The following is a 26,209-nucleotide window of genomic DNA, read 5'->3' as shown; positions in this document are numbered from 1 at the left end:
GCTATGAATCAGCCCGCAATGCGCACCCCACGCCGCTGGACGCGCCACACCGACAGGTATCGGGGGTGCAGGGGGGCTATGCTCCCCTGCTCTTATCCTTCTTCCCTTCAGCCCGGGCCAGCTTCGCAAACATCGCCGCACTCATAGGCTGCGCCCGCAGGAACCCCTGAAAATACGCGCACCCCTCGCGCGCTGCGACCTCACGCTGGCCTTCTTCCTCGATCCCTTCGGCGATCACTTCGAGATCCAGCGCCTTCGCCATCGCCACGATCGCGCGCAGTACCGCCACGTCGCGGCGGTCGGTGGTCACGCCGTCGATCATCGAACGGTCGAGCTTCAGGTAGTGGATCGGCAGCACCTTCAGGTAGCGGAAGTTGCAGAACCCCGCCCCGAAGTCGTCCAACGCGATGCGGATGCCCTGCGCCGAAAATTCCGCCATCGTCTGCGCAACCATCTCGATGTCGGCGATGAGGGCCTGCTCGGTGATCTCCAGCGTCAGCTGCCGCAGCGGGAAGCCGGTCTCGCGGATCAGCTCGAACATCTGCCGGGTATAGCTGGCGAAGGCGAGGTCGGCGGGCGTCACGTTGATCGAGAGCCGCAGCTGGCCCGGCCATGCCCGGGCGGCGAACATCGCCTTGCGGGCGATGTGGCGGGACAATGGCCCGATGTGGTCGGCGCGCTCGGCGATGGCGAACAGCGCGCCGGCGCCGATACGGCCGAGTTCCGGGTGGTTCCAGCGGGCGAGCGCCTCGGCGCCGGTCAGGCGGTCGTCGGCAAGGTTGAACTGGGGCTGGAACAGTACTTCGATCTCGTCGCGGTCGATGGCGACGAGGAGATCGGCCTCCAGCTGCTGCGCCGAGCGGCCGGGCGGGGTCACCTCGCCATCGGCCCAGGCGAGGCGGGTGCCGGCCTGCTCGTAGGCCTCGCCCAGCGCGTGGCCGAGACGGTCGAGCATCGATTCGACGCTCTCGCCGGTCAGCGCGCGGATCAGCGCGACACGGGGGGAAAGGCGCAGCATGCCGGTGCTGACCGGGATCGGCCGCGCGATCATGTCGGCCAGCTGGTCCGCCACAAGCTGCCAGCGCTCGCGGCTGCAGGCCTCGTTAGCGACGAGAAGGAAGCTGCCGCCCCCTGCCCGCGCCAGCAACCAGGGGCCGTCGAGTTCCTGTTCCGCGAAGTGGCCGATGCGCGCGGCGACTTCCTCCAGCGCGCCGTCGCCCGCGGCCTCGCCATAAGCCATGTTGATCGCATCGAGGCGGCGCAGGCTGAGCAGCATGGCGTGGACATGCGCCATGTGCGGCATCAGCGCCGGGTCTTCGCGCCACGCAGCGATGCGATCGTGGACTGCGTCGAGCCCGGGAATGCCGGACAGACGATCCTCGATCCGCTTCGCAGGATTGCGGACCCGATCTTTCATGCCTGCATCGTTCAGTTTAACGCCCATCACGCCGCCATAACCCAAACCCCTTGCAAAACCCTTCAAAATTCGCGAGCCCCGGTCCCGGAATGGGACCTTCGGAAAACATGATGGGGAAAGACGTGAAGCTGGCGCTCATCGTCTCGGACAGCGCCAAGGCCCAGGCCGGGGCCATGCTCCTGCGCGATTCGCATCCATGGGTGTCCTCGCAGGAGGCCGACGTGCTGGTCGTGCTGGGCGGAGACGGCTTCCTGCTGCACGTGCTGCACGAATTGCTGGACCATGATTCGATCAAGCCGGTCTACGGGATGAACCTGGGCACGCTGGGATTCCTGATGAACGGCCCGCTCGAGGATGGCGAGACCATTGCCCGGCGCGTGGCCGAAGCGCATCCGGTCCCCGTGCGCCCTCTGTGCATGGATGCCGTGACGCAGAACGGCAGCAAGTTCAGCTACTATGCCTTCAACGAAGTCTCCCTGCTGCGCGAGACGCGCCAGACCGCGAAGATCGAAGTCCGCATCAACGGCCGGGTTCGCATGGAGGAACTGGCGGGCGATGGCATCCTGCTGGCGACGCCGGTGGGCTCCACCGCATACAACCTCTCGGCCCATGGCCCGATTCTCCCGCTGGGTTCGCGCATGGTGGCGATGACGCCGCTCAACCCGTTCCGGCCCCGCCGCTGGAAGGGCGCGATCCTGCCGGAAAGCGCGAGCGTGGAGCTGCGTATTCTCGAGCCCGGCAAGCGCCCCGTCGCCGCCGTCGCCGACCACAAGGAAGTGCGCGACGTCGCCATCGTGCGGATCAGCGCGACGGCGGAAAAGGAGCTGACCCTGCTGTTCGACCCCGGCTTCACGCTGGAGGAGCGGATCTTCGCCGAGCAGTTCCAGGTCTGAGGGAAGAAATTTCGAAAATAGATCAGATTTTCTGCATCACGGGGTTGCCAAGGCCGATGAAGCTGTTATTGGCGCACCCCTGCCCGGCGGTGGTAACACTGACAGGCTGCTCCCCGATAGCTCAGCGGTAGAGCATTCGACTGTTAATCGAATGGCCGTAGGTTCGAATCCTACTCGGGGAGCCACACTTTTCCAGCCCCAGAAATCTGATTGTTTTCAATTAGATGGGGTTCGAGAGTGATTTATAATCCGAATTCCGCACATTGCACATTTTTGCAACAGATTGGTATATCAGGGTTTTTTGTTCAAATCCTGCTTGGTGCCTCCTTCATTTCGGCGGACCGGATACCAAAAATCCAGCTCCATGAACTCGTGGGGAAAATGATCGCCTGCAAGGCCATCGCCCTTCATCCAAAGATTTGCAGGATCGCGCCTGGCCTTCAATGGCGAGGGCACTGAAGTGCCGAACCGACAGAAATGCGCCCCTGAACGCAGGAATTGGCCCAAAGCGGCATTTGCCAGCGCCGATTAGTGCAAATTGTCTGGGCTGCCCCTCATGCTCAGGCAGGACAGAATTTATGCGTAGTGTCTGTTCGCCCGCGCCACTGATCCACGGATGCAACCTCGGTTAGAGTTTTCAGTGTCCAAGAGACTGGCACCGACCCATTCCGGCCGCTCAGCGGCCAATTTTTCGCTACTAGGTTCGGAAAGTCCGGTTTCTTATCATGGTGCCCATGGCTCGCCGTAGATGGGGCCAAGTCGCGGGCAGCAAAGTGCATTAGCAATCTGCTTCCCCTTATCGGCGCTGGATATCTCAGTGATTGGAAATATGCTCTCCCAAATTACGTCCAGCGATGTAACCGAAGGTCATGCCTGGCCCTAATGTGCCGCCCGCTCCGCCGTAGACGTCGCCCAGCACCGCCGCCATCGCGTTGCCCGTAGCGTAAAACCGGGGATCGGGTTGCCGCTCCAGTCGATAACCTGAGCTTCGGCGTTGGTCTTGCGACCGCCTGCAGTGCCCAGCCCGCCAGCTTCCATCTTGACCGCGAAGTACGGCCCCTGATCGATCTTGCCCAAAGTGCGGAACGGCGCTTCGAATGCGGTATCGCCCCACATATAAAAGTTACTTCAGCTTGAACTCGAGTTTGCGAAGCGTCCCCGAGAACCGGCTGCTCGCGATCGTGTAGTCGCCGTTTACCGGGGTGATGGTGTCCATGCCGACGTCGAACCCCTCGGTATGAGACATCCAGCCCCGGATCGTGCGCCCGATCCGCCCGCTGCTAACCGGCTTACCATCGATGCTGATCGTCAGCGTGCCGCCCGAACCCAGCTCCTGCTTGTCCGCTTGGAAAGCCGCAGTCAGGGTATGGTGACCTGCCGTAACCGGTTCCGCCGCGCGGATGGCGAACTGGTCAGTCCCCACCGCATTGTAGTGGAACACTGGCACCCCGTCCTTCAGGTAGAAGGCATAGCCGCCGAAGCGCCCGCCCTGCGTCACCAGCACGCCCTGCGCCCCTGCGGGCAGATCCACGTCGGCGTCGATCGTGAAGGATTTGCCGATGGTGTGCGGCGCGGCGTCCTCGTTCAGATGGCTGAGCGGGGCGAGATAGGTGAACTCGGTGCGGTTGCCGCCAAGCGTCGGACGGCCCTCGGCACCCTGGCTGTAGTCGTGGATCGGCAGGATGTTGTTGGCCGCCGCCTCCTTCCAGAACAGATCCTGCAGTTCCTTGAGCTTCGCCGGATTCTTCGCTGCAAGGTCGTTGGCGGTGGTAAAGTCCCTGTCGAGGTTGAACAGGGTCCACTTGCGGTTCTCCGGGCCGACGCCGAGCTTGCGGTCCTCGCCCACGCCCACTTCCCAGGCCATGCGCTTGGGCAGCGTGCCCGCCATCCAGCCATCGTGGTAGATGCCGAAGTTCTCCATCATCTCGTAGATTTGCGTGCGCCTTGCGGATGGGGCCTTGGGTGCCGCGAAGCTGTAGGCGAGGCTGATGCCGTCGATCGGCTGCTGCTTCACGCCCTGCACGGTTTCGGGAGCCTTGACGCCTGCGGCTTCCAGGATCGTCGGCGCGACGTCGCTGACGTGGGCGTACTGGCCGCGGAAGGTGCCGCCGTCGCGGATGCGCGCGGGCCATGACACGACCATGCCGTTGCGCGTGCCGCCCGCCTGCGAGGCGATCTGCTTCCACCACGGATAGGGGCTGTTCATCGCCCAGGCCCATGCAGCGTTGAAGTGGTTGTAGACGTAAGGCCCGCCAATCTCGTCGTAGTGCGAGGCGAGTTCGGCGAAGGTCTCCTTGTGCCCGGTGATCGCGGACTGTTCGAAGGCAAGGCCGTCGAGGCCGCCTTCGGCGCTCGATCCGTTGTCGCCCTCGATATAGACGATCATCGTGTTGTCGTACTGGCCGCTGTCCTTCAGCGACTGGATCAGGCGGCCGGTCTCATGATCGGCATAAGCGACGGTGGCGGCATAGGCCTCCATCAGCCGGGCGTAGACCTTTCGATGCTCGGCATCGAGCGAATTCCAAGCAGGCAGCGATGCCGGGCGCGGGGAGAGCACGGAATCCTTCGGGATCAAGCCCATCGCCTTCTGGCGCCGGAAGGTTGCCTCGCGGACCTTGTCCCAGCCCTGGTCGAACTTGCCCTTGTACTTGTCGAGCCATTCCTGCGGCGCCTGATGCGGCGTGTGCGCGGCGCCCGAGGCGTAATACATGAAGAACGGCTTGTCCGGCGCGCTGGCCTTGTGCCGCTGGAGCCAGCCGATCGCGTGGTCGGCGATGTCGCGCTCGAAGTGGTAACCCGGCTGGTCGGGCTGCTCAACCGGCTTCTCGTTCTCGACGAGGTTGGGGTTCCACAGCGAGGTATCCGCCGAAAGGAAGCCGTAGAAATACTCGAAGCCGAGGCCGGTAGGCCAGCGATCGAAGGGCCCGGCGGGGCTCATTTCCCATTCGGGGGTGATGTGGCCCTTGCCGAACATCGCGGTGTTGTAGCCCGCTTCCTTGAGCGTCTCGGCGACCGTCGCCGCGCTTTTGGGGATGACGGTGGTGTAGCCGTCGTAACCGGTGGGCAGGTTGGTGACGTTGCCCATGTTGACGTTCTGTGGCAGGCGCCCGGTCAGCAGCGAGGCGCGCGTGGGCGAGCACAGCGCGGTCGTATTGAAGCGGGTATAGCGCAGGCCCTGCTTCGCCAGTGCCTCGAAATTGGGGGTATCGACCGGGCCGCCGTAGGCGCTGGTGACGCCGTAGCCGACATCGTCGGTCATGATGAGCAGGACGTTCGGCGCCCCCCTGGGCGCGGCCGGCTCGCTCGGCCAGCGCGGTGCGTGCGTGGTCTCGACGGTGCGGCCCACAGTGTCGGCAGCGACCTGCGCGAAGCCTGCGGACGAGCAGACGAGCGTGGAAGTCGCGAGGAGCGCGGCGAGGATCTGCGACGGCCTGTTCATGATTGCATCCTTCTCGGTGCCCTCCCCACGGAAAAAGGGCGGGCTTCGGACATGCCGAAGCCCGAGGGGGAGGATTTGGGGGGATCAGTAGCGGAAGGTGACTTGCGCCTGGACGGTGCGGGGCACGCTGGCGTAGCCGATCTGGTCGGCGACGACGCCCGCAAGGGTGCCGGTGCCCGATCCGGTGTTCGGCGCATCGGTGCCGCCGATGGCGTACCAGCGATTGGTCAGGTTCTTGCCGATGAGCTGCAGCTGCCAGTGCTCGTCCGCCGTAGTGAACGATATCGACCCGTCGAGCGACACGTAGCGGTGCTGCTTCGTATAGGGATTGCCGAAGGCCGAAGCGAGGTAGCTGCCGCTGTATCGGGCATCAAGACCGAAGGCGAACTTCGCCCCGCTCTCCATCAGCGCTTCGTACGAGGCGCCGAGGTTACCGGTCCATTCCGGCGCGTTGGCGGTGACTTGCCCGCGCAGGTTCTGGCGGTTGGCGGCCGTGTCGGTCGCCGGATCGAACGGACGCGAGCTGTCGGTGGCCGCGACATAGACCAGATTGCAGCCCTCGCCCCGCGTCTGCCCGGCCCAGCACGGCGCGCCGGGCGCATCGCCGTAGCGCGCGCGGTTGTAGTTGACGCTGCCGTGCAGGTTGAAGCCGTCAAGCGCGCGCGGGGCCACTTCGAACTCCAGCTCCACGCCCTTGGTCCGCGCCGACCCGGCATTGATGGTGGTGAAGGCGAAGATGTCCGACCGGAAGAAGTCCAGCTGCAGGTTGTTGTACCTGAAGTTGTAGGCGGTCAGGTTCAGGCGCAGCTGGCGGTCGAGCAGCGTGGTCTTGATGCCTGCCTCGAAGCCTTTGGCCTTCTCCGGATCAAACTCGAAGTCGGCGAGGCCGGCGCTGGGGCTGTAGATACCCGAGTTTGAGAAGCCGCCGGACTTGTAGGCGGTCTTGTAGGCGCCGTAGACGGTGATGTCCGCGCTCGGCTTCCACGTCACCGTGGCTTCGGGCGACCAGTCCTCGAAATCCTGGTTCGAGTTCAGCGTCACGCCCGGCAGGAAGATGCCCTGCGCCACGCGGATCGGGTGCGAATAGGGCTGGAGGAAGTAGCTGTCCTTGCTCTCCGAGGTATAGCGCACGCCGCCCGCGACCTCGACGTTCTGGATCGGCCGCAGGATCAACTGGCCGAACATCGCGTATGTCTCGCCCCTGGTCTGCGAGTCCTTGGAATTGGCGAGATAGCGACGATAGCCCGGCGTCGCGGCGCTGTTCTCAAGCCCGCCCGAGGCCGTCCATGCATCGTAATCGCGCATGGTGGACTGGTAGTAGCCGCCGATCATCGCATCCCAGAAGCTGCCGGTGCTGGTCTGCGCGCGCACTTCCTGCGAGAAGGCATGGAAGCTGGAATCCTCGGTCGCGAATACGCCCGGTGCACCCGATCGTGAAAGGCTGTCGCCGTCGAACTGAAAGGTGTTGCGGTTCCAGTTGTAGTTGGTGACCGACGAGATCGTCAGGTCGTCGAGCGCCCATGTCAGCCCGAGGTTGACCGCCCACGACTTGTACTGGTTGCCCTGCGCGCCGTCCTTGTTGGCATAAGGCTGGGTCGCGGCGATATCGAGCGGTGTGCGGTTGGCCGAGGATTCGAAGCGGCGTCCGCAACGGATGGCCGGATTGCCCGCCGAGGCGCCCGTGGGGCAGTAGTACAGCACCGAACCGGCGCTGGGGTTGTTGCTGTCGTTCACGCCGTAATTGGCCTTGAGCACGGCGGTCAGCGTGTCGGTCGGCTCCCACTTCAGTGTGGCGCGCACATAGGCTTCCTTGGAGCGCCCGTCTCCGGCGGCATCCGAGGTGTGCAGTGTCGGCGTGACCACTTGCGAGGTCGAAGTGCGATCCAGCGTGGGGTAGGTCTGCGTCGTGCCGACCTGCTTGTAGTAGCCGTCGAACTGCTTGCTGGCGCGTGCCGCCACGCGGATGCCCAGCGTGTCGCTCAGCGGGGTGGAGACGATCGCCTCGCCGTAGACCTGCTTCGCCGCGAATTCGTAGCCGCCGCGCGCGATCACTTCCAGCTTGTCGCCGGGGTCCGCCGTGGTGATCGAGACGACGCCCGCCGTCGCGTTCTTGCCGAAGAACAGCGCCTGCGGGCCTTTCAGGATTTCCAGTCGGCCAAGGTCGAAGAAGCCTTCGTTGATCGTGCGGCCCTGCCCGTAATAGGCCCCGTCGACGATCACCGCGACCGACTGCTCCAGCCCGATCGAGGTGGTGTTGGAGCCGATCCCGCGCAGCACCAGCGTCGCACCCGAACCCGAAGGCGTGCGCCCGATCGAGAACGAAGGCGTCATCGCGGCGACGCGCTCTAGGTTCGACAGGTCGTATTGCTGCATCTTCTCGGCACTGATCGCGACGACGGCGACCGGCACGTCCTGCGTGGTTTCCTGCCGCTTGCGCGCTGTGACGATGATGTCGCCGATGCCGCCTTCCTGAGAGGTGGTCTGCTGCGAATCCTGCGCGAAGGCGGCCGGAGCGCAGCCAAGCGCAAGGCCCGCCGAAGCGGTCAGCAGCAGCGCACGGCGCAATTCGCGAAGGCGAGCGGGCACGGCCCGATCCTGTCGAGGCATGAGGTTCTTCTCCCGATTTTTCTTCTAGGCCGCCACCCAGTTCGCGACCAGTGTTTAAAACATATGCGTTAATCAATATAACGCACCTGTTTTAATTGTCAGGCGTCCATTGGCGGCACATCGGGTATCGCGGATGGACGGGCGCGAAGGAGGATTGCCGGAAATGCTGCGCGAACTGGAATTCGCACCCGGCTCGTGTACGGATCGCAAGGTGACCGACCCGCCGCTTCATTTCGCCGACGATGCAAAGATCCGCATCATCGCCGCCGCCGAATCGCTCTATGCCACGCGCTCGATCGAGAGCGTGTCGTTCCGCGAGATCGCCCAGCTTGCGGGCAACCGGAACACCAATGCGGTGCAGTACCACTTCGGTAACCGGGACACGCTGGTGCAGGCGATCTTCGCCTGGCGTGTGTGGCAGATGGAACCGGCGCGCGGCGCGGCGCTGGCCGAAGTCGAGCGCAGCGGCGGCAGTTTCGACCTGAGAACCCTGCTTCGCATCCTGTGTGAGCCGATCCTCGACCTGACCGACGATCAGGGCCGCCACACGTATGCGGCGTTCATGAGCAAGTATCTGCAGCAGCAGCGCCCCGCCGGGATCATGCACGCCGCTGACAATCGCCCCGATCTCAGCCGGAACCTGCGCACGACCATCAATCACATAAATGCGATCGTCGATGCGGAAGACCCGTACCTGGGCGATTACCGCATCGCGCTAGCCTATCTGGTGGTCATCAACATGATGGTACTCTCGGACAACGAGAACCTGCCGAAGCGCGACCCCGAACGCTTCCGCCAGCGCTTCGACATCGCGCTGGACATGGCCACGGTCGCGCTGGAGGCCAGTTGCAAAACATGAAGCCCTAGCCCTGTTGTCAGGCGACATGCGTGGCGGCGCTTCCGATGAAAGCAGTAACAGGCCGGACCGATCCGGCCGACCGGGAAGAGGACGAAGATCATGACCGACAACGCGCGCAATCGGCTGGACGGCAAAGTGGCGATCGTCACGGGTGCCGGAATGGGTATGGGCGCGGCGACTGCCCGGGTCTTCGCAGGGTACGGCGCAAGGGTGATCGTCTCCGACATCAATGCCGGAGCGGGCGAGGAGACCGTCGCCGCGATCCTCTCCGCCGGCGGCGAGGCCCGGTTCATCCACTGCGACGTCGGTGAGGAGGCGCAAGTGCGCGACCTTGTCGCGGGCGCGGTATCGGCTTTCGGGCGCCTGGACTGCGCGGTGAACAACGCTGCGGTCACGCCGGACACGCTGCCCATCGCCGAGGCCGACATGGACGTGTGGGACCGCGTCATCCGCATCGATCTGCGCGCGGTGATGCTCTGCATGAAATACCAGATCCGCCAGTTCATCGGGCAGGGCGGAGGCGGCGCTATCGTCAATGTCGGCTCGGTCAGTTCGGTGCGGCCGCAGCCGGGTAACTCGGCCTACGTGGCGGCCAAGCACGGGGTCATCGGCCTGACCAAGACCGGCAGCCTCGAATACGCACCGCAGGGAATCCGCGTGAACGCCGTGCTTCCCGGCGCGATCGACACGCCGATGCTGCGCGGCGCGCTGGATGCCAGCGGCCACACCGAAGCCGACTTCGCTCCGGCGCTCAGCCTGCTGGGCCGCTTCGGCAAGCCCGAGGAAGTGGCCGAAGCCAGCGCCTGGCTGTGTTCCGATGCGTCCAGCTACGTCACCGGCCACAGCCTTGCGGTGGAGGCCGGCTATCTGACCCGATGACGGGCATGGAGGGCGGATTCAAGCTTGCCGGGACCGAAATCTGACATGACCACCGCCTATCAGGATGCCGAAGACGGAATGCAGGTGCGGCCCGGTATGGCCTGGGTCGCGGGCGGCAGTTTCACGATGGGGTCGGAGCGATTCTATCCCGAGGAAGCGCCGCTGCGCCGTGTCTCGGTCGACGGTTTCTGGATCGACACCACGCCCGTCACCAATCGCCAGTTCGCGGCATTCGTCGAGGCGACGGGATACACCACCGTCGCCGAGATCGCGCCCGATCCGAAGGACTATCCCGGCATGCTGCCCGGCATGGACCGGGCCGGGTCGCTGGTTTTTCACAAGACGGCGACGCCGGTGGACACCTCCAATCCGGGCAATTGGTGGCGGTTCGAATTTGGTGCCGACTGGCGCCATCCGCTGGGGCCGGACAGCGACATCGACAGCCTTGGCCTATGGGATCATCCGGTTGTCCAGATCGCCTATGCCGATGCCGAGGCTTACGCGAAATGGGCGGGTAAGGCCCTGCCGACCGAAGCGGAGTTCGAATTCGCCGCACGCGGCGGACTGGAGGGCGCCGCCTATGCCTGGGGCGACGAACTCGCGCCCGGAGGTGCGATGATGGCGAATTACTGGCAGGGCCTGTTCCCCTTCGCCAACCAGATGCTCGACGGGTGGGAGCGGACTTCTCCGGTCGGGACTTATGCCGCCAACGGCTACGGCCTGTTCGACATGATCGGCAACACGTGGGAATGGACCTGCGACTGGTGGAGCGACCGGCCCGAGGCGCCCGCGAAAAAGAAGAGCGGGCAATCGTGCTGCACCCTCAGCAACCCGCGCGGTGCCAGGCTAAGGGACAGCTTCGATCCGGCCCGGCCCGATCTGCGGATCGGCCGCAAGGTGTTGAAAGGCGGGTCGCACTTGTGCGCGGCCAACTACTGCCAGCGCTACCGTCCCGCCGCGCGCCAAACCCCGAAATGATCGACACATCGACCTCGCATATCGGTTTTCGCTGCGTCATTCGTAGCCATTCAGCGTACTGAAAAGTCGAGCTGAATTTGGGTTTTGCTAATACCGGCTTTGTCGACGGACGACCCGTTCCTGTCATTCGGGCGTCAATTTCCGAACCCCGGGTTCGGACGTTCTGCTTAGCCATCATGAAGGTCCATGATGGCCGTAAGCAATCTGACCGTTTAAGGGCTGGCCCGGGACATTCGTACACACGCCTCAGTTAAACCCATTTCACTGCAAAGCTCTTCAGGAAGCCCGACATGACTTGATGGAGACTTTCGAGCGCTCATCAGCACGGCGAGCAAGCCGACGCCCGACGCTGCCGCTCCAGCGATCGCGACAATGGGCAGGCTGAAGCCTGCAGCAATTACTCCTCCGCCCAGCCCGGCGCCGATCGCGTTGCCGAGATTGAAGGCGCCGATGTTCATCGAAGAAGCGAGGTTCGGTGCATCGGCGGCGGCACTCATCACGCGGACCTGCAGCGGCGGGACCAGTGCGAAGCTGGCGATGCCCCACAGGAAGATGAGCACGGCCGTCAGCCCCGCATACGGCATGGCAAAGGCGAAGGCGACGAGGATCGCCGTGAGCGCCGCCAGCGTCACGAGCAAGGTCCTGTCGACTGATCGGTCCGCAAAGCGCCCGCCCAGCCAGTTGCCGATGGTCAGCCCCACGCCGTAGACCACCAGCATCGCCGTCACGAAACCGATCGAGCCATGGGTCTGCTCGCGCAGGATCGGGGTGATATAGGTGAACACGGTGAACATCGCGCTCGCACCAACCACCGTCAGGCCCAGCGCCGCCAGCACTGGACCACGCATCAGCACCCGCAGTTCGGAGCGTGCATCCCCGTCCATTGGCGCAGGCATATCCGGCAAGGTCAGCCGCAGCGCCGCGATAGTCAGCAGACCGAGCACGGAAATGCCCCAGAACGCCGAGCGCCACCCCATGACTTCGCCCGCCCAAGTCGCCAGCGGCACGCCGACGACATTGGCGATCGTCAGTCCCATGAACATGGCGGCCACCGCGCCGGCTTGCCGCTGGGGCGGGACCAGGCTGGCAGCGACGATCGATCCTACGCCGAAGAAGGCGCCGTGGTTGAGCGACGTGACGATCCGCGCGAACAGCAGCATCCCATAACTGCCGGAAAGCGCTGCCATCAGGTTGCCCGCCGTAAAGATCGCGGCCAGCACAATCAGCAAGGTGCGGCGTGGCAATCGCCCGGTGGTCAGCGTCATCAGCGGCGCGCCCAGCATCACGCCGATCGCATAAGCACTGATCAGCAGACCGGCTGAAGGGATCGAGACATCAAGGTCGGCGGCGATGACGGGCAGCAGGCCCATCGGCGCGAATTCGGTGACGCCGATGCCGAACGCCCCAGCCGCCAGCGCGAGAAGTGGTGGATTGATCTTCATGATGCTCCTCCCGTCAGACAAGCGGCGGGTTCAGGCGGGCGAAACCATCCTGTTGATGATAGGGTGCATGGGGGTAGGCGGGCATCCGATAGCTGGCCTGATCGAGCTGGGCGACCTGTTCTGCCGTGAGTGACCACCCCACCGCGCAAAGGTTCTGGCGCAACTGCTCCTCGTTACGTGCCCCGATGATGACCGACGACACCGTGGGCCGCTGCAGCAGCCAGTTGAGCGCGATCTGTGGAACCGTCTTGCCGGTTTCCACAGATATCTCGTCGAGCGCATCGACGACCCGGTAGAGATGTTCGTCCTCCACCGGCGGCGCGAAGATGGCGGTCTGGTGTAGGCGGCTGCCTTCGGGGATCGGGCTGCTGCGCCGGATCTTGCCGGTGAGGCGTCCCCAGCCGAGCGGGCTCCACACCAGTGCGCCCACGCCTTGATCTGCCGCGAGCGGCATCAGGTCCGCCTCGTAGGCGCGGCCGATCAGCGAATAGTAGACTTGATGGGCCACGAAGCGCGGCCAGCCATGGCGATCCGCCGCGCCCAGCGCCTTCATCAACTGCCAGCCGGGATAGTTGGAAACGCCGACATGGCGCAGCTTGCCTGCGCGGATGAGTTCGTCCAGCGTCGCCAGCAATTCCTCCACCGGGGTCGAAGCGTCGAAGGCATGGAGTTGCAACAGATCGATATAGTCGGTCCCGAGACGGTCCAGCGCCGCCTCCACGCCGCGGATCAGCCGGCCGCGCGATACGCCCCAATCGCCCGGGCCGTCCCCGGTCGGCAGACCGAGCTTGGTGGAGATCAGCACTGCGTCGCGTCGTCCCTTGATCGCCGCGCCCAGCACTTCTTCCGACGCGCCGCCCGAATAGACATCGGCGGTGTCGAACAGGGTTATGCCGGCATCGAGGCAGATATCGACCAGACGGCGCGCTTCCTGCGCGTCGCTATTGCCCCAGGCCCCGAACAGGGGGCCGGAGCCGCCGAACGTACCGGTGCCGAAGCTCAGCGCCGGTACCCGCAGGCCCGATGCGCCCAGTTGCCGATATTCCATCGTGATCCCTTTTCATTCCGTGATGCACGCATAAATGGAATAGCCAATGGCCGCCGTTTAGGGGGCCGAAAGGCGAAAGATCTTTGCATTGGATGAAAAGATGCCCTTCCACGCCGATCGGGCACGGGCGCTGGAAACCTTCGCGGCGGTGATCTCCGAAGGCAGTTTCTCGGCTGCGGGCCGGCTGCTGGGCCTCACGCCCTCGGCGGTCAGCCGCGCGGTGGACCGGATCGAGGATCGGCTGGGAGTTCGCCTGTTGCTGCGCTCCACCCGCGCCCTGACGCCGACGGCCGAGGGACAGGCCTATCTCGGCAGCGCCCGGCGCATCCTCGCCGATCTCGACGAAGCCGAACAGTCGATCGCCGATCGCGGCGCCCCGCGCGGGCGGCTGAGGGTAAGCGCGGCCCATTCTCATGGCCGGCTGTGCATCGTGCCGTTGCTCGGCGAGTTTGCGCAGATTTATCCGCATATCATCGTCGATATCAGCCTCAGCGACCGGCTGGTCGACATCGCCGCAGGACAGGCAGATGTGGCGATCCGCTTTGGCCCCCTGACCGACAGTCCGCTGACCGCCCGCAAGCTGGGCGAAAACGGCCGGGTCATCGTCGCTTCGCCGGCTTATCTGCACCGCCACGGCACACCGGCGATACCAGAGGATCTGCATGGCCATAATTGCCTTAACTTCAATTTCCGCCGGGCCGAACCCGTCTGGCCGTTTCGCAAGGATGGGCGGGATTATGCGCTGAGCGTTCGCGGCACGATCGAAGCTAACAATGGTGAGACGCTGGGCCAGCTCGCGGCCGACGGTGTCGGCATTACCCGCGTGGGGCGGTTCAGTGTCCAACCCGAGCTGGCATCAGGCCAGTTGGTGGCGATATTGGAAGACTATAATCCGGGCGACATCGAAACAATCCATGCTGTTTTTATGGGCGGGGCGAATGTACCGGCCCGGGTCAGGGTTTTCGTGGATTTTCTCGCAGAGCGCCTGATCTAACATGGTTCGGTGCTCCAGGGTTTGGGCTGCCGACTGAATAGATGTTCAGCACAACCGGCCCCTCGGTCAATCGACGACGTCATCCATGCAAGGATGATGCGCTTGCTCCTGTCAAATGCCGTCATCAGCATAGCGCGGTGGCGAAGGATGCGCCGGGCTTTCGCTAAGAGCTTCTCGCCACTCCGAACAAGCAAAAGCCGCACTTGAGCCAAAGTCATATAGACTTCAGACTATGTCTATTGATTAAGTAGACATATATCCGTCACACCGCTCCGCATTCATCGAATGAGGGGGTTGGTTTGAAAGCGTTGTTCGGTAGGACTTTTTCTGGAAGAAGACACAGATTGCTCGCCAGCGCGGCGTCCGCGATTGCAGTCTCTGCGGTAATTTTTCCTCAAGTGGCTTCGGCCGAAGAAGCCGCCGGCCCGGCGGATGCAGCGCCCGATGGCGCAGACATCGGTGAAATCACCGTGACGGCGCGCTACCGCACGGAAAGCGCGCAGGACGTTCCCATCGCGATTTCCGCCATTTCCAGCCGCCAGCTGGAGGCGCAGGGCGTCAGTTCGCTCAAGCAGGTGGTCCAACAGCTCCCCAGCCTCAATATCCAGGGCTTCAGCGGCCGCAACCAGACGATCACGATCCGCGGCATCGGCACCAATGCCGGCGGCACCAACGACGGGCTTGAACAGGGCGTCGGGCTCTATGTGGACGGCGTCTACCGGCCGCGTACCGGATCGGTCATCACCGACCTGATCGACATCGAAAGTATTCAGGTCCTTCGCGGGCCGCAGGGAACCCTGTTCGGCAAGAACACCGTTGCGGGCGCGATCGACATCACCACGCGCGAGCCGCAGTTCCAGCAGGAAGCGCGGGCGGAGCTGAGCTACGGCAACTACAACCAGGTGCGCGGCTACTTCGCGTACAACGGGGTGGTCAGCGACGACTTGGCGTTCCGCATCTCATACTTGCGCAATCGGCGCGACGGGTTGATCTACAACACCACCCAGCGCGAGCATTGGGACAACCTCGACAACCATGCCGCGCGGTTCGACCTGCTCTACAAGCCGAGTGCGGACTTCAAGCTGCGCCTGATCGCGGACTACAGCATCCAGAAGGGCGACGTCGGCTTTACCAGCATCGCCGGCGTCCTGCCTACGACACTGGCGAACGGCGCGCAGGTCCGGGGGTTCTACCGCCGTGCCGCCGATGTCGGATACACGCCGGGCACCGTCAACGCTTTCGATCGCAAGACCGACATCGACTCCTCGCAGTACGACGAGATGCCCAGCTGGGGTGTCCAGGCCCGCGCGGACTGGGACGTCGGCCCGCTGACGCTGACCTCGATCACCGCATACCGCAACTGGAAATGGGTGCCCAATTACGACGGCGACCAGTTCGGCGCCAACGTCATCACCAACAGCGTGGTGGCCACCAAGCAGCAGCAGTTCAGCCAGGAACTGCGCGCCGCATCCAAGGGCGGCGAAACCATCGACTATACTGCGGGGCTCTACTTCTTCTGGCAGGAGGCCGACGACGACGTCATCAACCGCTATGGCCGCGACGCGACAACGTGGCTGACCACCGCGAACACGCCGACGGCATCGGTATCGACATTACCCTCTGCCGTGTTCGACGGCCTGACATCGTACAATCACGTCCTTCCCGCGACCCACAGCTATGCGGCCTATGGGCAGGCGACATGGAACATCTCCCCCTCGCTGCGCCTGACGGGCGGTCTTCGCTACACTTACGAGCACAAGACCGGCATTTATGAAGCCTACGCCACGGGCGATTACGCGCTCCTTTCCAGCTTCGATCCGGCGATCCGGTCCACCGTCGCCGCGCTGCGCGCCGCTTATGCGCCTGCGGGCGCCTACACCGCGTCGGACAACACCAGCAACGTGTCCGGCACCGCCATCGCCGCCTACGACGTTTCGAGCGACGTCCATACTTATGCGTCTTATTCGCGCGGGTACAAGTCGCCCGGCATCAACCTTGTGCGCCAGTCACTGGGCGTGGACATCTTCGTGCGGCCAGAGAAGGTCGACAACTACGAACTGGGTATCAAGACGCGCCTGCTGGGCGGTAAGGCGGAATTCAACCTCGCGCTGTTCTGGGCCGACGTCAGCAATTACCAGGCGAACTTCGTCAACTACGCAGTGACGCCTGCCGTCGGCTACATCAGCAACGTCGGCAAGCTGCGATCGCGCGGTGTCGAGGTCGATGCCCGCGCCCAGCCGTTCGACGGGCTGAACATCGGCGTCGCGGGAACCTACAACGACGCGGAATACCGCTCGTACCGCAACGCGCCCTCGCAGTTCCTCTATTCCTACCTGTCCTCGATGGATCTGTCGGGCCGCCGCGCTTCGGGCGCACCGCGCCTCGCCCTGACCGGCAACGCCGAATATCTGTATTCGGTGGGCAACGTCGATGCCTTCGCGGGCGGCGACATCAGCTATCGTTCGGGCTTCTACGCGGCGGTGAACCTCGATCCCTTCACCTGGGTGCGCGGCTACACGCTGGTCGGCCTGCACGGCGGCGTGCGCGATCCCGATGACCGCTGGGAAGCCTCCCTGTGGGTACGCAACCTGTTCAACAAGAACTACTTCAACACGCTCTCCGTCAGCGCTTCCAACGGCATCGTCCAGGGCGCTCTGGGCGAGCCGCGCATGTACGGGCTGACGCTCAAGGGGCGCCTGTGAGCCAGATTGTGAGCCAGCTGCAATCACCGAACGACCATCCGGCAAAGGAGTTACGGCAATGACCAGAAGAACCTTGAAGCTCGGCCTCGTCACGATGGGCGCGGGCGGTCCCGGCCAGCACAACCGCTGGCTCGATCCCGACATTCCGGCGGACGCCAGCGTCAACATCCGGTGGTACATCGAACAGGTGCGCAAGGCCGAAGCCGCAAAGTTCGACTTCGTGTTCATCGTCGACAGCCAGTTCATCACCAAGGATTCGCCGCCGCACTACCTGAACCGGCTGGAGCCGCTGACCCTGCTTTCCGCGCTGGCGACGGCGACGAGCCATATCGGCCTTGTCGGCACGCTCACCACCTCGTTCAACTCGCCGTTCAACCTCGCTCGCCGCCTCGCCTCGCTGGATCTCATCAGCGGTGGACGTGCCGGCTGGAACGTCGTCACCAGCGGCGATCCCGGTGCTGCGGGCAATTTCGGTCTGGACGAGCATTACGACTATGAAACCCGCTATGGCCGTGCGTTCGAATATATCGACGTGGTGCAGGGCCTATGGCGCTCGTACGAGGATGACGCCTTCCCGCGCGACCGCGAGACCGGGGTTTTCCTCGATCCCGCCAAGCTGCATGCGCTCAATCACAAGGGCAAGTATTTCTCGGTCACCGGGCCGCTCAACCTGCAGCGATCGCCGCAGGGTCAGCCGGTGATCTTCCAGGCCGGCGATTCCGATCACGGCCGCAACCTCGGCGCGCAGACCGCCGATGCCATCTTCACGCACTCAGCCTCGATCGAGGATGGCCGCGCCTTCAAGCAGGACATCACCCGCCGGGCCGTCGCGGCAGGACGCGGCGCGGACGACGTGCTGATCCTTCCCGGCGTCAGCATATACGTGGGCGACACCGACGAGGATGCCCGCCGCATCGAGACCGAATATCGCCGCGCGGACCACAGCTTCGAGCAGGCTCTCGGCGAACTCGGACGTTCGTTCGGATGGCATGATTTCCGACAGTACGACCTTGACGCCCCGTTCCCGGCCGAGACGCTCGAACACGCACGGCGCAGCTTCTTCACGCAGGCGCAGCGCATCGTCGAACTTGCCCGCAAGGACGACCTGACCCTGCGCCAGACCGTGGAAGTTCTCAGCGCCTCGCGCGGAAGCCCGTTCGTCGGCAGTGCCGAAACCGTTGCCAACGAGATCATCCGCTGGTTCGAGGGCGGCGCACTCGACGGCCTCAACGTGATGCTCGGCCACCCGGACCAGTTCGACCGGTTCCTGAACGAAGTCGTGCCGATCCTTCAGGCGCGCGGCGTCTATCGCAGCGAATACGAGGACACCACGTTGCGCGGCAACCTGGGATTGCCCAAACCCGCCAACATCCGCGCAGAAGCCCCCGCATCCCCGACTGCCCGGCGCGAAGAGCCGGCGCTGGCGGTCTCGTGAAAGCACGCTCCCTCGCAGGCTGGGCGGTGCTCCTGGCTGCCGCCCTGGCCACGGCCGGGTGCGGCGGCTCGGGCGACAAAGCCGCCGAAAAGGCGCGCGTCCGCTGGGCCTTCATGCTGCCCACGTCGTGGGACCCGGTGACGAGCCGCACCGGGGCCGACATCAACACCGTCAGCCTCGCCTATGCCTCGCTCACCCGGCTCGACAAGGATGGCAACGTCCAGCCCGCACTGGCGCAGAGCTGGACATACTCGCCGGACGGCAGGACACTGACCTTCCAGCTGCGCGACAAGCTGAAATTCACTGACGGCACCCCGCTCGATGCCGCCGCCGTGAAGGCCTTCTTCGAGCGCGGCAAGACGCAGAAGGATTCCTTCCTGCGCCCCGAGATCGAAAGCATCGCCAGCTTCGATACCGACGGGCCGCTGCGCGTGGTGTTTCACCTTTCGCGGCTCGATTACCAGCTGCCCTACGTGATGGCGGGCCGTGTCGGCGCTATCGCCAGCCCCACCGCCGCGGCGAAGGACAAAGCTAAGCTGGCGCTGTGGCCGATCGGCGCAGGGCCGTTCAAGATGGTCGAATTCGTACCGGAATCGCACGCCTATTTCGTCAAGAATCCGGATTACTGGGACGCTGCGAACATCCACGTCGAGCGTCTGGAACTGACCACGCTGTCTGAGCCGACAACGACGATCGCTTCGCTTGTCTCGGGCGCGATCGACGTGGCCTCGATCGGACCCAAGCGCGTGGAGGAAGCCCGTGCGCGCAAGCTGACGGTCACCACCGCCCCGTCGCTCAATGCCAGCGATCTCATGATAAACCGCAACAAGCCGCCCTTCGACGACCCGCGCGTGGCCGAGGCGGTGCGCTACGCCATCGATCGCGGCGAACTGGTGAAGACGCTCACGGCTGGTCTCGGCACGCCCACCAACCAGCCTTTCCCGCCGCACTACTTCGCCTTCGATCCGCAGACGAGGGACAAGTGGGCCTATGATCCCGCACGGGCCAAAGCGCTGCTGGCGCAGGCCGGCCACGCGCCGGGTTCCCTCACGGTCGAGATCGTCATCAATCCGCTGATCAACGAGGGTCTGCCGGAGCTGCTGCAGGCCCAACTGGGGCGCGTCGGCATCAAGTCGCGCCTGCGCATCGTGCCGCCGGGTTCATCCAGTTGGCAGAGCGAGGTCTATATCGCCAAGCGCCCGGCCACCGCAGTTGACGGCACGGTCGGACGGGAATCGCCGGTCCAGAACCTTCTGGCGGTCTACGGGCCGCAGGGCATCATGAACCTCAGCGGTCCTTATGCGCCGCCCGCGTTCCTCAAGGCCATCGACGAGGTGCGGGCCACCCCGATCGACGCGCCTCAGTACAAGGAGCGCCTGCAACGCGCCACCCGTCTGGGCGCCGAGCAGTCGCCCAGCGTCTGGCTGTTCAGCACGCCGTTCATCGTCGCCACCCGTTCGAGGGTGAAGCACCTCAACATCGTGCCCTCGCAAATCCGCTGGGAAGGAGTGACGGTCGAATGAGCACCGTTTTCGAACCAGCGCCGCCGCAGGCAGGGCCTATCGTAACCGGGGGGACCATCCGCCTGCGTCATGGCAAGGCGCTGCTGCGCCATGTCGGCGGGACGCTGGGGATCACCTTGCCGGTCTTCTTCATCGCCACGCTCATCACCTTCCTGCTGGGCGTGGTGTCCGGGCTGGATCCGGCAGCGGGGATCGCGGGCGACGCCGCATCGCCCGAGACCGTCGCGCGCATCCGCGCCGATCTCGGCCTCGATCAACCGGTGGTGTTCCAGTATCTGCACTGGATAAGCGGCGTCCTGCACGGCGACCTCGGCACTTCCTGGTTCAACGGCGTGCCGGCTTTTGAACTGATCCTGCAGCGCCTGCCGATCAGCCTTTCGATCGCGGGTGTGGCGCTGCTGGTGGGCGTGGTATTCGGGCTGGGCCTCGGCCTCGTGGCGGGCGTGCGCCACGGCGGGCGGCTGGACCGCGCGATCACGCTGTTCGCCGCCCTGGTCTCGTCCCTGCCGGCTTTCGTCGTGGCCTTCGTCCTGATCCTGATCTTCAGCCTCTGGCTCGGCTGGCTCCCGTCTTCGGGTTACGTGCCTTTCGCGGACGATCCGATCGGCTGGCTGGCCGCCGTGAGCATCCCGGCCGTGGCTCTCAGCGTCGATGTCATCGCAGACCTCGCCCGGCAACTGCGCACCGGCCTCGTTGTCGCGCTCTCGGAAAATTACGTGACCGGCGCGGTCGTGCGCGGCCTTTCGCACCGCCGCATCCTGTTCGTTCACGTCCTGCGCAACGCCTCAGGCCCGGCGCTGACCGTGCTGGCGCTCAAAGTGCCGATGCTGATCGGCGGCGCCGTCGTGACCGAGGCGATCTTCAACATGCCCGGAATGGGCAAGCTCGCCGCCGACTCCGCCCTGCGCGGGGACGTGCCGGTCGTACAGGGCACGCTCGTCTTGTCGATCCTGCTGATCCTGGCCTGCAACTTGTGTGTCAACGTCCTGCTGGGCGTCCTTCAGCCAGCCGCGCGGCGACGGAGTTGAAACCATGATACGCCAGCTCCTGCGCTATCCCAGCGCCCGCGCCGCCTTCGCAATTCTCGCTGTCGTGGCCGTACTCGCCGTCTTCGGGCCTTTCCTCGCACCGCATGATCCGCTGGCGCAGGACGGCTCGGCACTGCTGCAACCACCCGGCACGAGATACTGGCTGGGCACCGACGCGCTGGGCCGCGACGTCTTCAGCCGGTTGCTCGCCGGATCGACCGTCTCCGTCCTTGCAAGCCTGCTCTCGGTGTCGATCGGGTTGGTTCTGGGCGTCGTTCCCGGCCTGCTGTCGGTCTTTCTCGGACGCCGGTTCGAATGGATCAATCTGCGTGTGATCGACGCGCTCATGATGCTGCCGTTCCTGGTCTTCGCCATCGCCATGACCGCGATGCTGGGCAACGGGCTGGTCCAGGCGATGTTCGCCGTGGGCATCCTCATCACCCCGGCCTTCTTCCGGGTGACCCGCGCGGAGGCCCTGTCCATCGCCAATGCCGAATACATCGAGGCAGCGCGCCTGATGGGTGCCTCGACCTCCGCCATCCTGCGCCGCCACGTCGTCGCCAAAGTGCTGCCCCCGGTGGCGGTGGCCGCTGCATCGATGACCGGCGCGTGCCTTTCGATCGTCGCCTCGCTGACATTCCTCGGCATCGGCGTCGTGCCGCCCGACCCGACCTGGGGCGGCCTGCTCGCGACCGACCTCGCCAACCTCTACGACCGCCCGTTCGGCCCGGTCGCCCCTGCCCTGCTGATCGTCGCGACGGTCTGGGCGCTCAATGCACTTGCCGACGCGCTCAGGGATTCCGGACGCAAGGAGACCGCCGCATGACGCAAGCCCAATCCGGCCTTCCCGCCGACAACGTCGTTACTCTCGACATCCGCCACCGCCGCCCGGAACCGCCTGCCGAGCCATTGCTTTCGGTCCGCAACCTCCATGTCGTGACGGCGCAGGGGCGAGAACTCGTGCGCGATGTGAGCTTCGAACTGGCAGCAGGAGGGACGCTGGGCATCGTTGGCGAATCTGGCAGCGGCAAGTCGCTCACCTGCCGGGCGATCCTGGATGTCCTGCCGCCGGGCCTGAACATCGCCTCCGGTTCCATACGCTTCGGGGACGTGGACCTTTCCCGGCTCGATACGGCGTCGTGGAAGGATTTGCGGGGGAAGGCGCTTTCGGCCGTGTTCCAGGACCCGGGCTCCTACCTCAATCCTTCGATCCCGGTGGGCCGCCAACTGGTGGAAGCGATCCGGGCGACGCTGCGCCTCGGCCGCACTGCCGCCCGTGACCGCGCGCTGGAACTGCTTCGCCAGGTCGGCTTCGAGGATGCGAGCGTCGTCTATCGGCAGTACCCCTTCGAGCTTTCGGGCGGCATGGCCCAGCGCGTGCTCATCGCGATTGCGATCTGCGCCGGACCGCGCCTCCTGATCGCCGACGAGGCCACCACCGCGCTCGACGTGACGGTGCAGGCCGAAGTGCTGGACCTGATCGACAGGCTGCGCCGGGACCAGGCCCTGACCCTGATCCTGGTGTCGCACGATCTCGCCGTGGTGTCGCAGATCTGCGAGCACGTCATCGTCATGCGCGACGGCGCGATCGTGGACGCCGGGCCCACGCGCAGCGTACTCGGCAATCCGCAAAGCGCCTATACCCGCAGCCTGATCGAAGACCATGCGGTCCACACGATCGAAAGCGCCTGCCCGACATCGGTGAGCGGCAAGCGAACGCCACTGCTCGCAGTGAAGGGGCTGCATGCGGGCTACGGAATCCGCACGGTGATCGAGGACGTCGATCTGGAACTGGCTCCCGGAGAAATTCTCGGCCTGATCGGCGAGACCGGCTCGGGAAAAACCACGCTCCTGCGTACGATCCTGGGCCTGATCCCGACGGCGAGCGGCACTATCGAACTCGATGGCGCGCGGATCGACGGATTGAAAGCCGGACCGCTGCGCGAACTGCGACGGTCCGGCGCGTTGCAATACGTGTTCCAGGATCCGCTGCGCAGCCTCGATCCCGACCTGACGATCGCGGCCTCTGTCACCGAGGGTCTCCATCTGCGCGGTGAAACCGATGGCGCCTCCATCGCGCAGGCACTCGGCGAAGCCCTGCAGGCCGTCGGCCTCGATGCCGCGCTGGCCTCGCGCCTGCCCCGGCACCTTTCCGGTGGGCAGCGGCAAAGGGCGGTGATCGCCCGCGCGCTGGCGCTCGATCCAAGGGTGCTGCTGCTCGATGAGCCCGTCAGCGCGCTGGATGCGGTCAATCGCCTCCATGTCCTGAAACTTCTGCGTGGTCTGGCGCAGGAAAAGGGTATCGCGCAGGTCTTCATTTCTCACGACCTCGGCTCCGTCGCGGGGATCGCGGACCGGGTGGCGGTGCTCTATCGCGGCCGCATCGTCGAGACCGGGCCGGCCGACCTGGTGCTTGCCAACCCGTCCCATCCCTACACCCGTCGTTTGCTGGCCGCTGCGCCGCGCCTGTCCGCGCAGCGCAGCGAAGCCCCCGCCGTATTCACCGCTCACTGAAAGGTCCGATCATGGCACGCGATACACTGAAACTGGGAGCCGTCCTGATCGGCGTGGGCGATGCATCCGGGACCGAACTCTGGCGCGATCCCCAAGTGCCGCTGGACGCCAGCGTCAACATCGACTGGTATGTGAAGCAGGCGAGGGAGGCAGAGGACGCCCATTTCGACTTCGTCTTCATCGTCGACAGCCAGTACATCACGCCCGACTTTCCCAACCATCACCTGAACCGGCTGGAGCCGCTGACGCTGCTCTCCGCTGTTGCTTATGCCACCAACCGCATCGGCCTGGTGGCGACCGTCAGCACAACGTACAGCGAGCCTTTCGATATTGCCCGGCGACTGGCTTCGCTCGACCTCATAAGCGGCGGCCGCGCCGGGTGGAACATCGTGACCAGTCAGGATCCCGGGACGGCGGGCAACTTCAGTCGCTCCGGCCATGGTGATTACGACACGCGATACCGGCGCGCGGACGAAGCGGTCGAGGCGGTACAGGGCTTATGGCATTCCTACGAAGAAGGTGCCTTCTCCCGCGACAGGACCGCGCCGCGATTCCTGGATCCTGCAAGACAGCATCGGCTCGATCATCGCGGGGAGTTCTTTTCGGTCACGGGACCGCTCAATATCCAGCGTTCGCCGCAGGGGCAGCCGCCGCTGGTTCAGGCAGGAACCTCCGATCAGGGCCGCGACCTCAGCGCGAGACGCGCCGATATCGTCTTCAGCTTCGCGCGCAGCACCGATGAAGCCATCGAACTGGCACAGGACATTCGCGCCCGCGCACAGGCGATCGGGCGCGATCCGGACGAACTGCTGTTCATACCCGCGCTCGGCGTCACCATCGCCGATACCGACGAGGAAGCGTTGCAAATCGAGCGCCAGAGAACGACGGCGGGCGACATACGCCGCCGCCTAGCCGCGCTTTCACGCCAGTTCGATGGGCACGATTTCAGCGGCTACGATCTCGACGCGCCGTTTCCCGAGCTTCCCCGTAGCGAAGACGCCGGGATCAGGCGGTTCCACGAGGATATCGAGAACGCCCGGCGTGCCGGCGTCACCCTTCGCGGGGTATTGGAAGCGCAAGCGCTCGGCTGGCTGCGGCTCGTCGGCTCACCCGAGACCATCGCCGATCAGTTGCAGCACTGGTACGAAAGCGGCGCCGCCGACGGGTTCAATCTCTTCGTCCAGCATCCCGCCGACTGGGATCGCTTCCGCGCGAAGGTCGTTCCCATCCTGGTGGAACGCGGCCTGTTTCGCGGACAATATGAGGCCGAGACCCTGCGTGGTCATCTGGGCCTGCCGTTCATCGACAACCGCCATGCGGCCGCGGGTCAGTCAAACCCGCCGGTCCGGCATTTAGAGCCGATCCAGAACTGAAAGCGCATACGGGGCACCAGCACAAGGAAGGAGCAGGATGAACGAGCTGCGCTCGGCCGAACTCGGGTCGGATCATGGCAGGGACGCCGGTGTGGAGACGCTCGATCTCTGGGACGTCGGCGATGTGGTGCACGAGCTTGCCCAGATCCGCCGCCACTGGCGCAGCACCAACGCACGCCACGTCGAACATGGCGCCAAAGGGTTCCCCTCCCGCGTCCGGCTTGCAAAGATCGCGGAAGAATTGAGCAGTGCTCTCTTTCCCTTGAGGCTGGGGCCGGATTTCGTCCGGCAGGCCAACGAGGATACGTTCATCACCCAGACGCTGCAGATCGCCGCCAGCCGGCTGCATGCGCAGTTGCGGCTGGAACTGGCCTATGCCGACGAGATCGAAAGCCCTCTGGCAGACCAGCGTGCGACGGAGATAGTCGTGGCTTTTCTGCAAGCGCTGCCCAACCTGCGGCGCCTTCTGGATCTCGACATCCAGGCCGCCTTTCGGGGGGATCCGGCCGCCCGCAGCATCGACGAGGTGCTGATCTGTTATCCCGGACTTCTGGCCATCATCCACCATCGTCTCGCGCACACGCTATACCTGATGGGAGCGCCGCTGGTCGCGCGGATCATATCGGAGATCTCGCATGGCGGCACCGGGATCGACATCCACCCCGGAGCACAGATCGGCAAGGGCTTCTTCATCGACCACGGCACCGGCGTGGTGATCGGCGAGACGGCCGTGATCGGTGACAACGTCCGCATTTATCAAGGCGTCACGCTGGGTGCGAAGAATTTTCCAACCGAGGCCGACGGCGCTCTGATCAAGTCCCTCCCACGTCACCCGATCATCGAGAACGATGTAGTCATCTATGCCGGGGCTACGATCCTTGGCCGGGTGACCATTGGCGCTGGCTCCGAGATCGGCGGCAACGTCTGGATTACGCATGATATTCCCCCGCTCAGTCAGGTCATGCAGGCGCGGGAACAGAACCATCTGATCCGGCAAGCCCGGCAACAAGGGATTACCAGGTCCGAATTCAACTGACAGCCCGGGGAACCGCTTTCGCGAAGAGATAAATCTCTATAA

General features: G+C 64.7%; 18 protein-coding genes, 1 tRNA gene and 1 pseudogene. 14 read left to right on the top strand and 6 right to left on the bottom strand.

Annotated elements, in window-relative coordinates; genetic code table 11:
* Window positions 1-76: 76 nt before the first annotated feature.
* Window positions 77-1,417, bottom strand: a complete 1,341-nt coding sequence (locus BES08_RS02545) for a GGDEF domain-containing phosphodiesterase (protein WP_231958139.1) — start codon at window positions 1,415-1,417, stop codon at window positions 77-79.
* A gap of 107 nt (window positions 1,418-1,524) precedes the next feature.
* On the opposite strand from BES08_RS02545, the gene BES08_RS02540 reads away from it, so the two are divergent.
* Window positions 1,525-2,310, top strand: coding sequence for an NAD kinase (locus BES08_RS02540; RefSeq protein ID WP_231958138.1), 786 nt, complete (start codon window positions 1,525-1,527; stop codon window positions 2,308-2,310).
* A gap of 110 nt (window positions 2,311-2,420) precedes the next feature.
* Window positions 2,421-2,495: transfer RNA gene (locus BES08_RS02535), tRNA-Asn, on the top strand.
* A gap of 694 nt (window positions 2,496-3,189) precedes the next feature.
* Here BES08_RS02535 and BES08_RS02530 read toward each other — a convergent pair.
* The 3 genes from BES08_RS02530 to BES08_RS02520 form a co-directional block, all read right to left on the bottom strand.
* Window positions 3,190-3,426 carry an FAD-binding protein gene (locus tag BES08_RS02530; protein WP_008832665.1) on the bottom strand — a complete coding sequence of 79 codons (237 nt, stop codon included), beginning with the start codon at window positions 3,424-3,426 and terminating at the stop codon, window positions 3,190-3,192.
* 7 nt (window positions 3,427-3,433) lie between these two features.
* Window positions 3,434-5,749 (bottom strand): arylsulfatase, encoded by a 2,316-nt coding sequence (locus BES08_RS02525; RefSeq protein ID WP_069707629.1) that lies wholly within the window; start codon window positions 5,747-5,749, stop codon window positions 3,434-3,436.
* Window positions 5,750-5,833: 84 nt separating this feature from the next.
* Window positions 5,834-8,335 (bottom strand): TonB-dependent receptor, encoded by a 2,502-nt coding sequence (locus BES08_RS02520; protein WP_083274571.1) that lies wholly within the window; start codon window positions 8,333-8,335, stop codon window positions 5,834-5,836.
* Between the two features lie 154 nt (window positions 8,336-8,489).
* Between BES08_RS02520 and BES08_RS02515 the strand changes: the two genes are divergently transcribed.
* The 3 genes and pseudogenes from BES08_RS02515 (at window position 8,490) to BES08_RS02505 (ending at window position 11,134) form a co-directional block, all read left to right on the top strand.
* On the top strand, window positions 8,490-9,215 hold the full coding sequence (locus tag BES08_RS02515) for a TetR/AcrR family transcriptional regulator (RefSeq protein ID WP_069707627.1): 726 nt from the start codon (window positions 8,490-8,492) through the stop codon (window positions 9,213-9,215).
* Window positions 9,216-9,314: 99 nt separating this feature from the next.
* Window positions 9,315-10,094 (top strand): SDR family NAD(P)-dependent oxidoreductase, encoded by a 780-nt coding sequence (locus BES08_RS02510; protein WP_069707626.1) that lies wholly within the window; start codon window positions 9,315-9,317, stop codon window positions 10,092-10,094.
* A gap of 96 nt (window positions 10,095-10,190) precedes the next feature.
* Window positions 10,191-11,134: pseudogene (locus BES08_RS02505) on the top strand (formylglycine-generating enzyme family protein).
* Window positions 11,135-11,284: 150 nt separating this feature from the next.
* Here the strand turns inward: BES08_RS02505 and BES08_RS02500 are convergent.
* Together BES08_RS02500 and BES08_RS02495 are read right to left on the bottom strand one after the other, a co-directional pair.
* Window positions 11,285-12,514 (bottom strand): MFS transporter, encoded by a 1,230-nt coding sequence (locus BES08_RS02500; protein ID WP_069707625.1) that lies wholly within the window; start codon window positions 12,512-12,514, stop codon window positions 11,285-11,287.
* A 13-nt stretch (window positions 12,515-12,527) separates the two neighbouring features.
* A complete protein-coding gene (locus BES08_RS02495; protein ID WP_069707624.1) occupies window positions 12,528-13,562 on the bottom strand; it encodes an aldo/keto reductase in 1,035 nt (344 codons plus the stop codon).
* Between the two features lie 88 nt (window positions 13,563-13,650).
* On the opposite strand from BES08_RS02495, the gene BES08_RS02490 reads away from it, so the two are divergent.
* From BES08_RS02490 to epsC, 9 genes are all read left to right on the top strand, one after another.
* Window positions 13,651-14,556: a LysR family transcriptional regulator gene (locus tag BES08_RS02490; protein WP_197524418.1), complete on the top strand. Its 906-nt coding sequence runs from the start codon at window positions 13,651-13,653 to the stop codon at window positions 14,554-14,556.
* A 398-nt stretch (window positions 14,557-14,954) separates the two neighbouring features.
* Entirely contained in the window at window positions 14,955-17,258 is a 2,304-nt protein-coding gene (locus BES08_RS02485) for a TonB-dependent receptor (protein ID WP_156799754.1), read from the top strand.
* A gap of 58 nt (window positions 17,259-17,316) precedes the next feature.
* The gene (locus tag BES08_RS02480; protein WP_069707622.1) at window positions 17,317-18,693 is read left to right on the top strand and encodes an LLM class flavin-dependent oxidoreductase; all 1,377 of its coding nucleotides are present in this window, start codon (window positions 17,317-17,319) and stop codon (window positions 18,691-18,693) included.
* Complete coding sequence (locus tag BES08_RS02475; protein WP_069707621.1) at window positions 18,690-20,216, top strand: ABC transporter substrate-binding protein; 1,527 nt, start codon at window positions 18,690-18,692, stop codon at window positions 20,214-20,216. Before BES08_RS02480 ends, BES08_RS02475 begins: the two co-directional genes overlap by 4 nt.
* Complete coding sequence (locus tag BES08_RS02470) at window positions 20,213-21,244, top strand: ABC transporter permease (RefSeq protein ID WP_083274569.1); 1,032 nt, start codon at window positions 20,213-20,215, stop codon at window positions 21,242-21,244. Before BES08_RS02475 ends, BES08_RS02470 begins: the two co-directional genes overlap by 4 nt.
* 4 nt (window positions 21,245-21,248) lie before the next feature.
* Window positions 21,249-22,070 (top strand): ABC transporter permease, encoded by an 822-nt coding sequence (locus BES08_RS02465; protein WP_069707620.1) that lies wholly within the window; start codon window positions 21,249-21,251, stop codon window positions 22,068-22,070.
* Window positions 22,067-23,758, top strand: coding sequence for an ATP-binding cassette domain-containing protein (locus BES08_RS02460; protein WP_083274568.1), 1,692 nt, complete (start codon window positions 22,067-22,069; stop codon window positions 23,756-23,758). The genes BES08_RS02465 and BES08_RS02460 overlap by 4 nt, the downstream gene beginning before the upstream one ends.
* Window positions 23,759-23,769: 11 nt before the next feature.
* Complete coding sequence (locus tag BES08_RS02455; protein ID WP_069707619.1) at window positions 23,770-25,131, top strand: NtaA/DmoA family FMN-dependent monooxygenase; 1,362 nt, start codon at window positions 23,770-23,772, stop codon at window positions 25,129-25,131.
* Between the two features lie 37 nt (window positions 25,132-25,168).
* Window positions 25,169-26,167, top strand: coding sequence for a serine O-acetyltransferase EpsC (gene epsC, locus BES08_RS02450; protein WP_069707618.1), 999 nt, complete (start codon window positions 25,169-25,171; stop codon window positions 26,165-26,167).
* The last annotated feature ends 42 nt before the right edge of the window (window positions 26,168-26,209 follow it).

The sequence above is a fragment of the Novosphingobium resinovorum genome (assembly GCF_001742225.1).
GTDB classification, from domain to species: domain Bacteria; phylum Pseudomonadota; class Alphaproteobacteria; order Sphingomonadales; family Sphingomonadaceae; genus Novosphingobium; species Novosphingobium resinovorum_A.
The sequence above is the reverse complement of the archived record's forward strand: the minus strand, read 5'-3'. Positions and strand labels throughout refer to the sequence as shown.

Bases quoted from the DNA above. Each gene is read 5' to 3' on its own strand.
- BES08_RS02545 (WP_231958139.1), bottom strand. From the start codon at position 1,417: ATGAAAGATCGGGTCCGCAATCCTGCGAAGCGGATCGAGGATCGTCTG.
- BES08_RS02540 (WP_231958138.1), top strand. From the start codon at position 1,525: ATGATGGGGAAAGACGTGAAGCTGGCGCTCATCGTCTCGGACAGCGCC.
- BES08_RS02530 (WP_008832665.1), bottom strand. From the start codon at position 3,426: ATGTGGGGCGATACCGCATTCGAAGCGCCGTTCCGCACTTTGGGCAAG.
- BES08_RS02525 (WP_069707629.1), bottom strand. From the start codon at position 5,749: ATGAACAGGCCGTCGCAGATCCTCGCCGCGCTCCTCGCGACTTCCACG.
- BES08_RS02515 (WP_069707627.1), top strand. From the start codon at position 8,490: ATGGACGGGCGCGAAGGAGGATTGCCGGAAATGCTGCGCGAACTGGAA.
- BES08_RS02510 (WP_069707626.1), top strand. From the start codon at position 9,315: ATGACCGACAACGCGCGCAATCGGCTGGACGGCAAAGTGGCGATCGTC.
- BES08_RS02500 (WP_069707625.1), bottom strand. From the start codon at position 12,514: ATGAAGATCAATCCACCACTTCTCGCGCTGGCGGCTGGGGCGTTCGGC.
- BES08_RS02495 (WP_069707624.1), bottom strand. From the start codon at position 13,562: ATGGAATATCGGCAACTGGGCGCATCGGGCCTGCGGGTACCGGCGCTG.
- BES08_RS02480 (WP_069707622.1), top strand. From the start codon at position 17,317: ATGACCAGAAGAACCTTGAAGCTCGGCCTCGTCACGATGGGCGCGGGC.
- BES08_RS02470 (WP_083274569.1), top strand. From the start codon at position 20,213: ATGAGCACCGTTTTCGAACCAGCGCCGCCGCAGGCAGGGCCTATCGTA.
- BES08_RS02465 (WP_069707620.1), top strand. From the start codon at position 21,249: ATGATACGCCAGCTCCTGCGCTATCCCAGCGCCCGCGCCGCCTTCGCA.
- BES08_RS02460 (WP_083274568.1), top strand. From the start codon at position 22,067: ATGACGCAAGCCCAATCCGGCCTTCCCGCCGACAACGTCGTTACTCTC.
- BES08_RS02455 (WP_069707619.1), top strand. From the start codon at position 23,770: ATGGCACGCGATACACTGAAACTGGGAGCCGTCCTGATCGGCGTGGGC.
- epsC (WP_069707618.1), top strand. From the start codon at position 25,169: ATGAACGAGCTGCGCTCGGCCGAACTCGGGTCGGATCATGGCAGGGAC.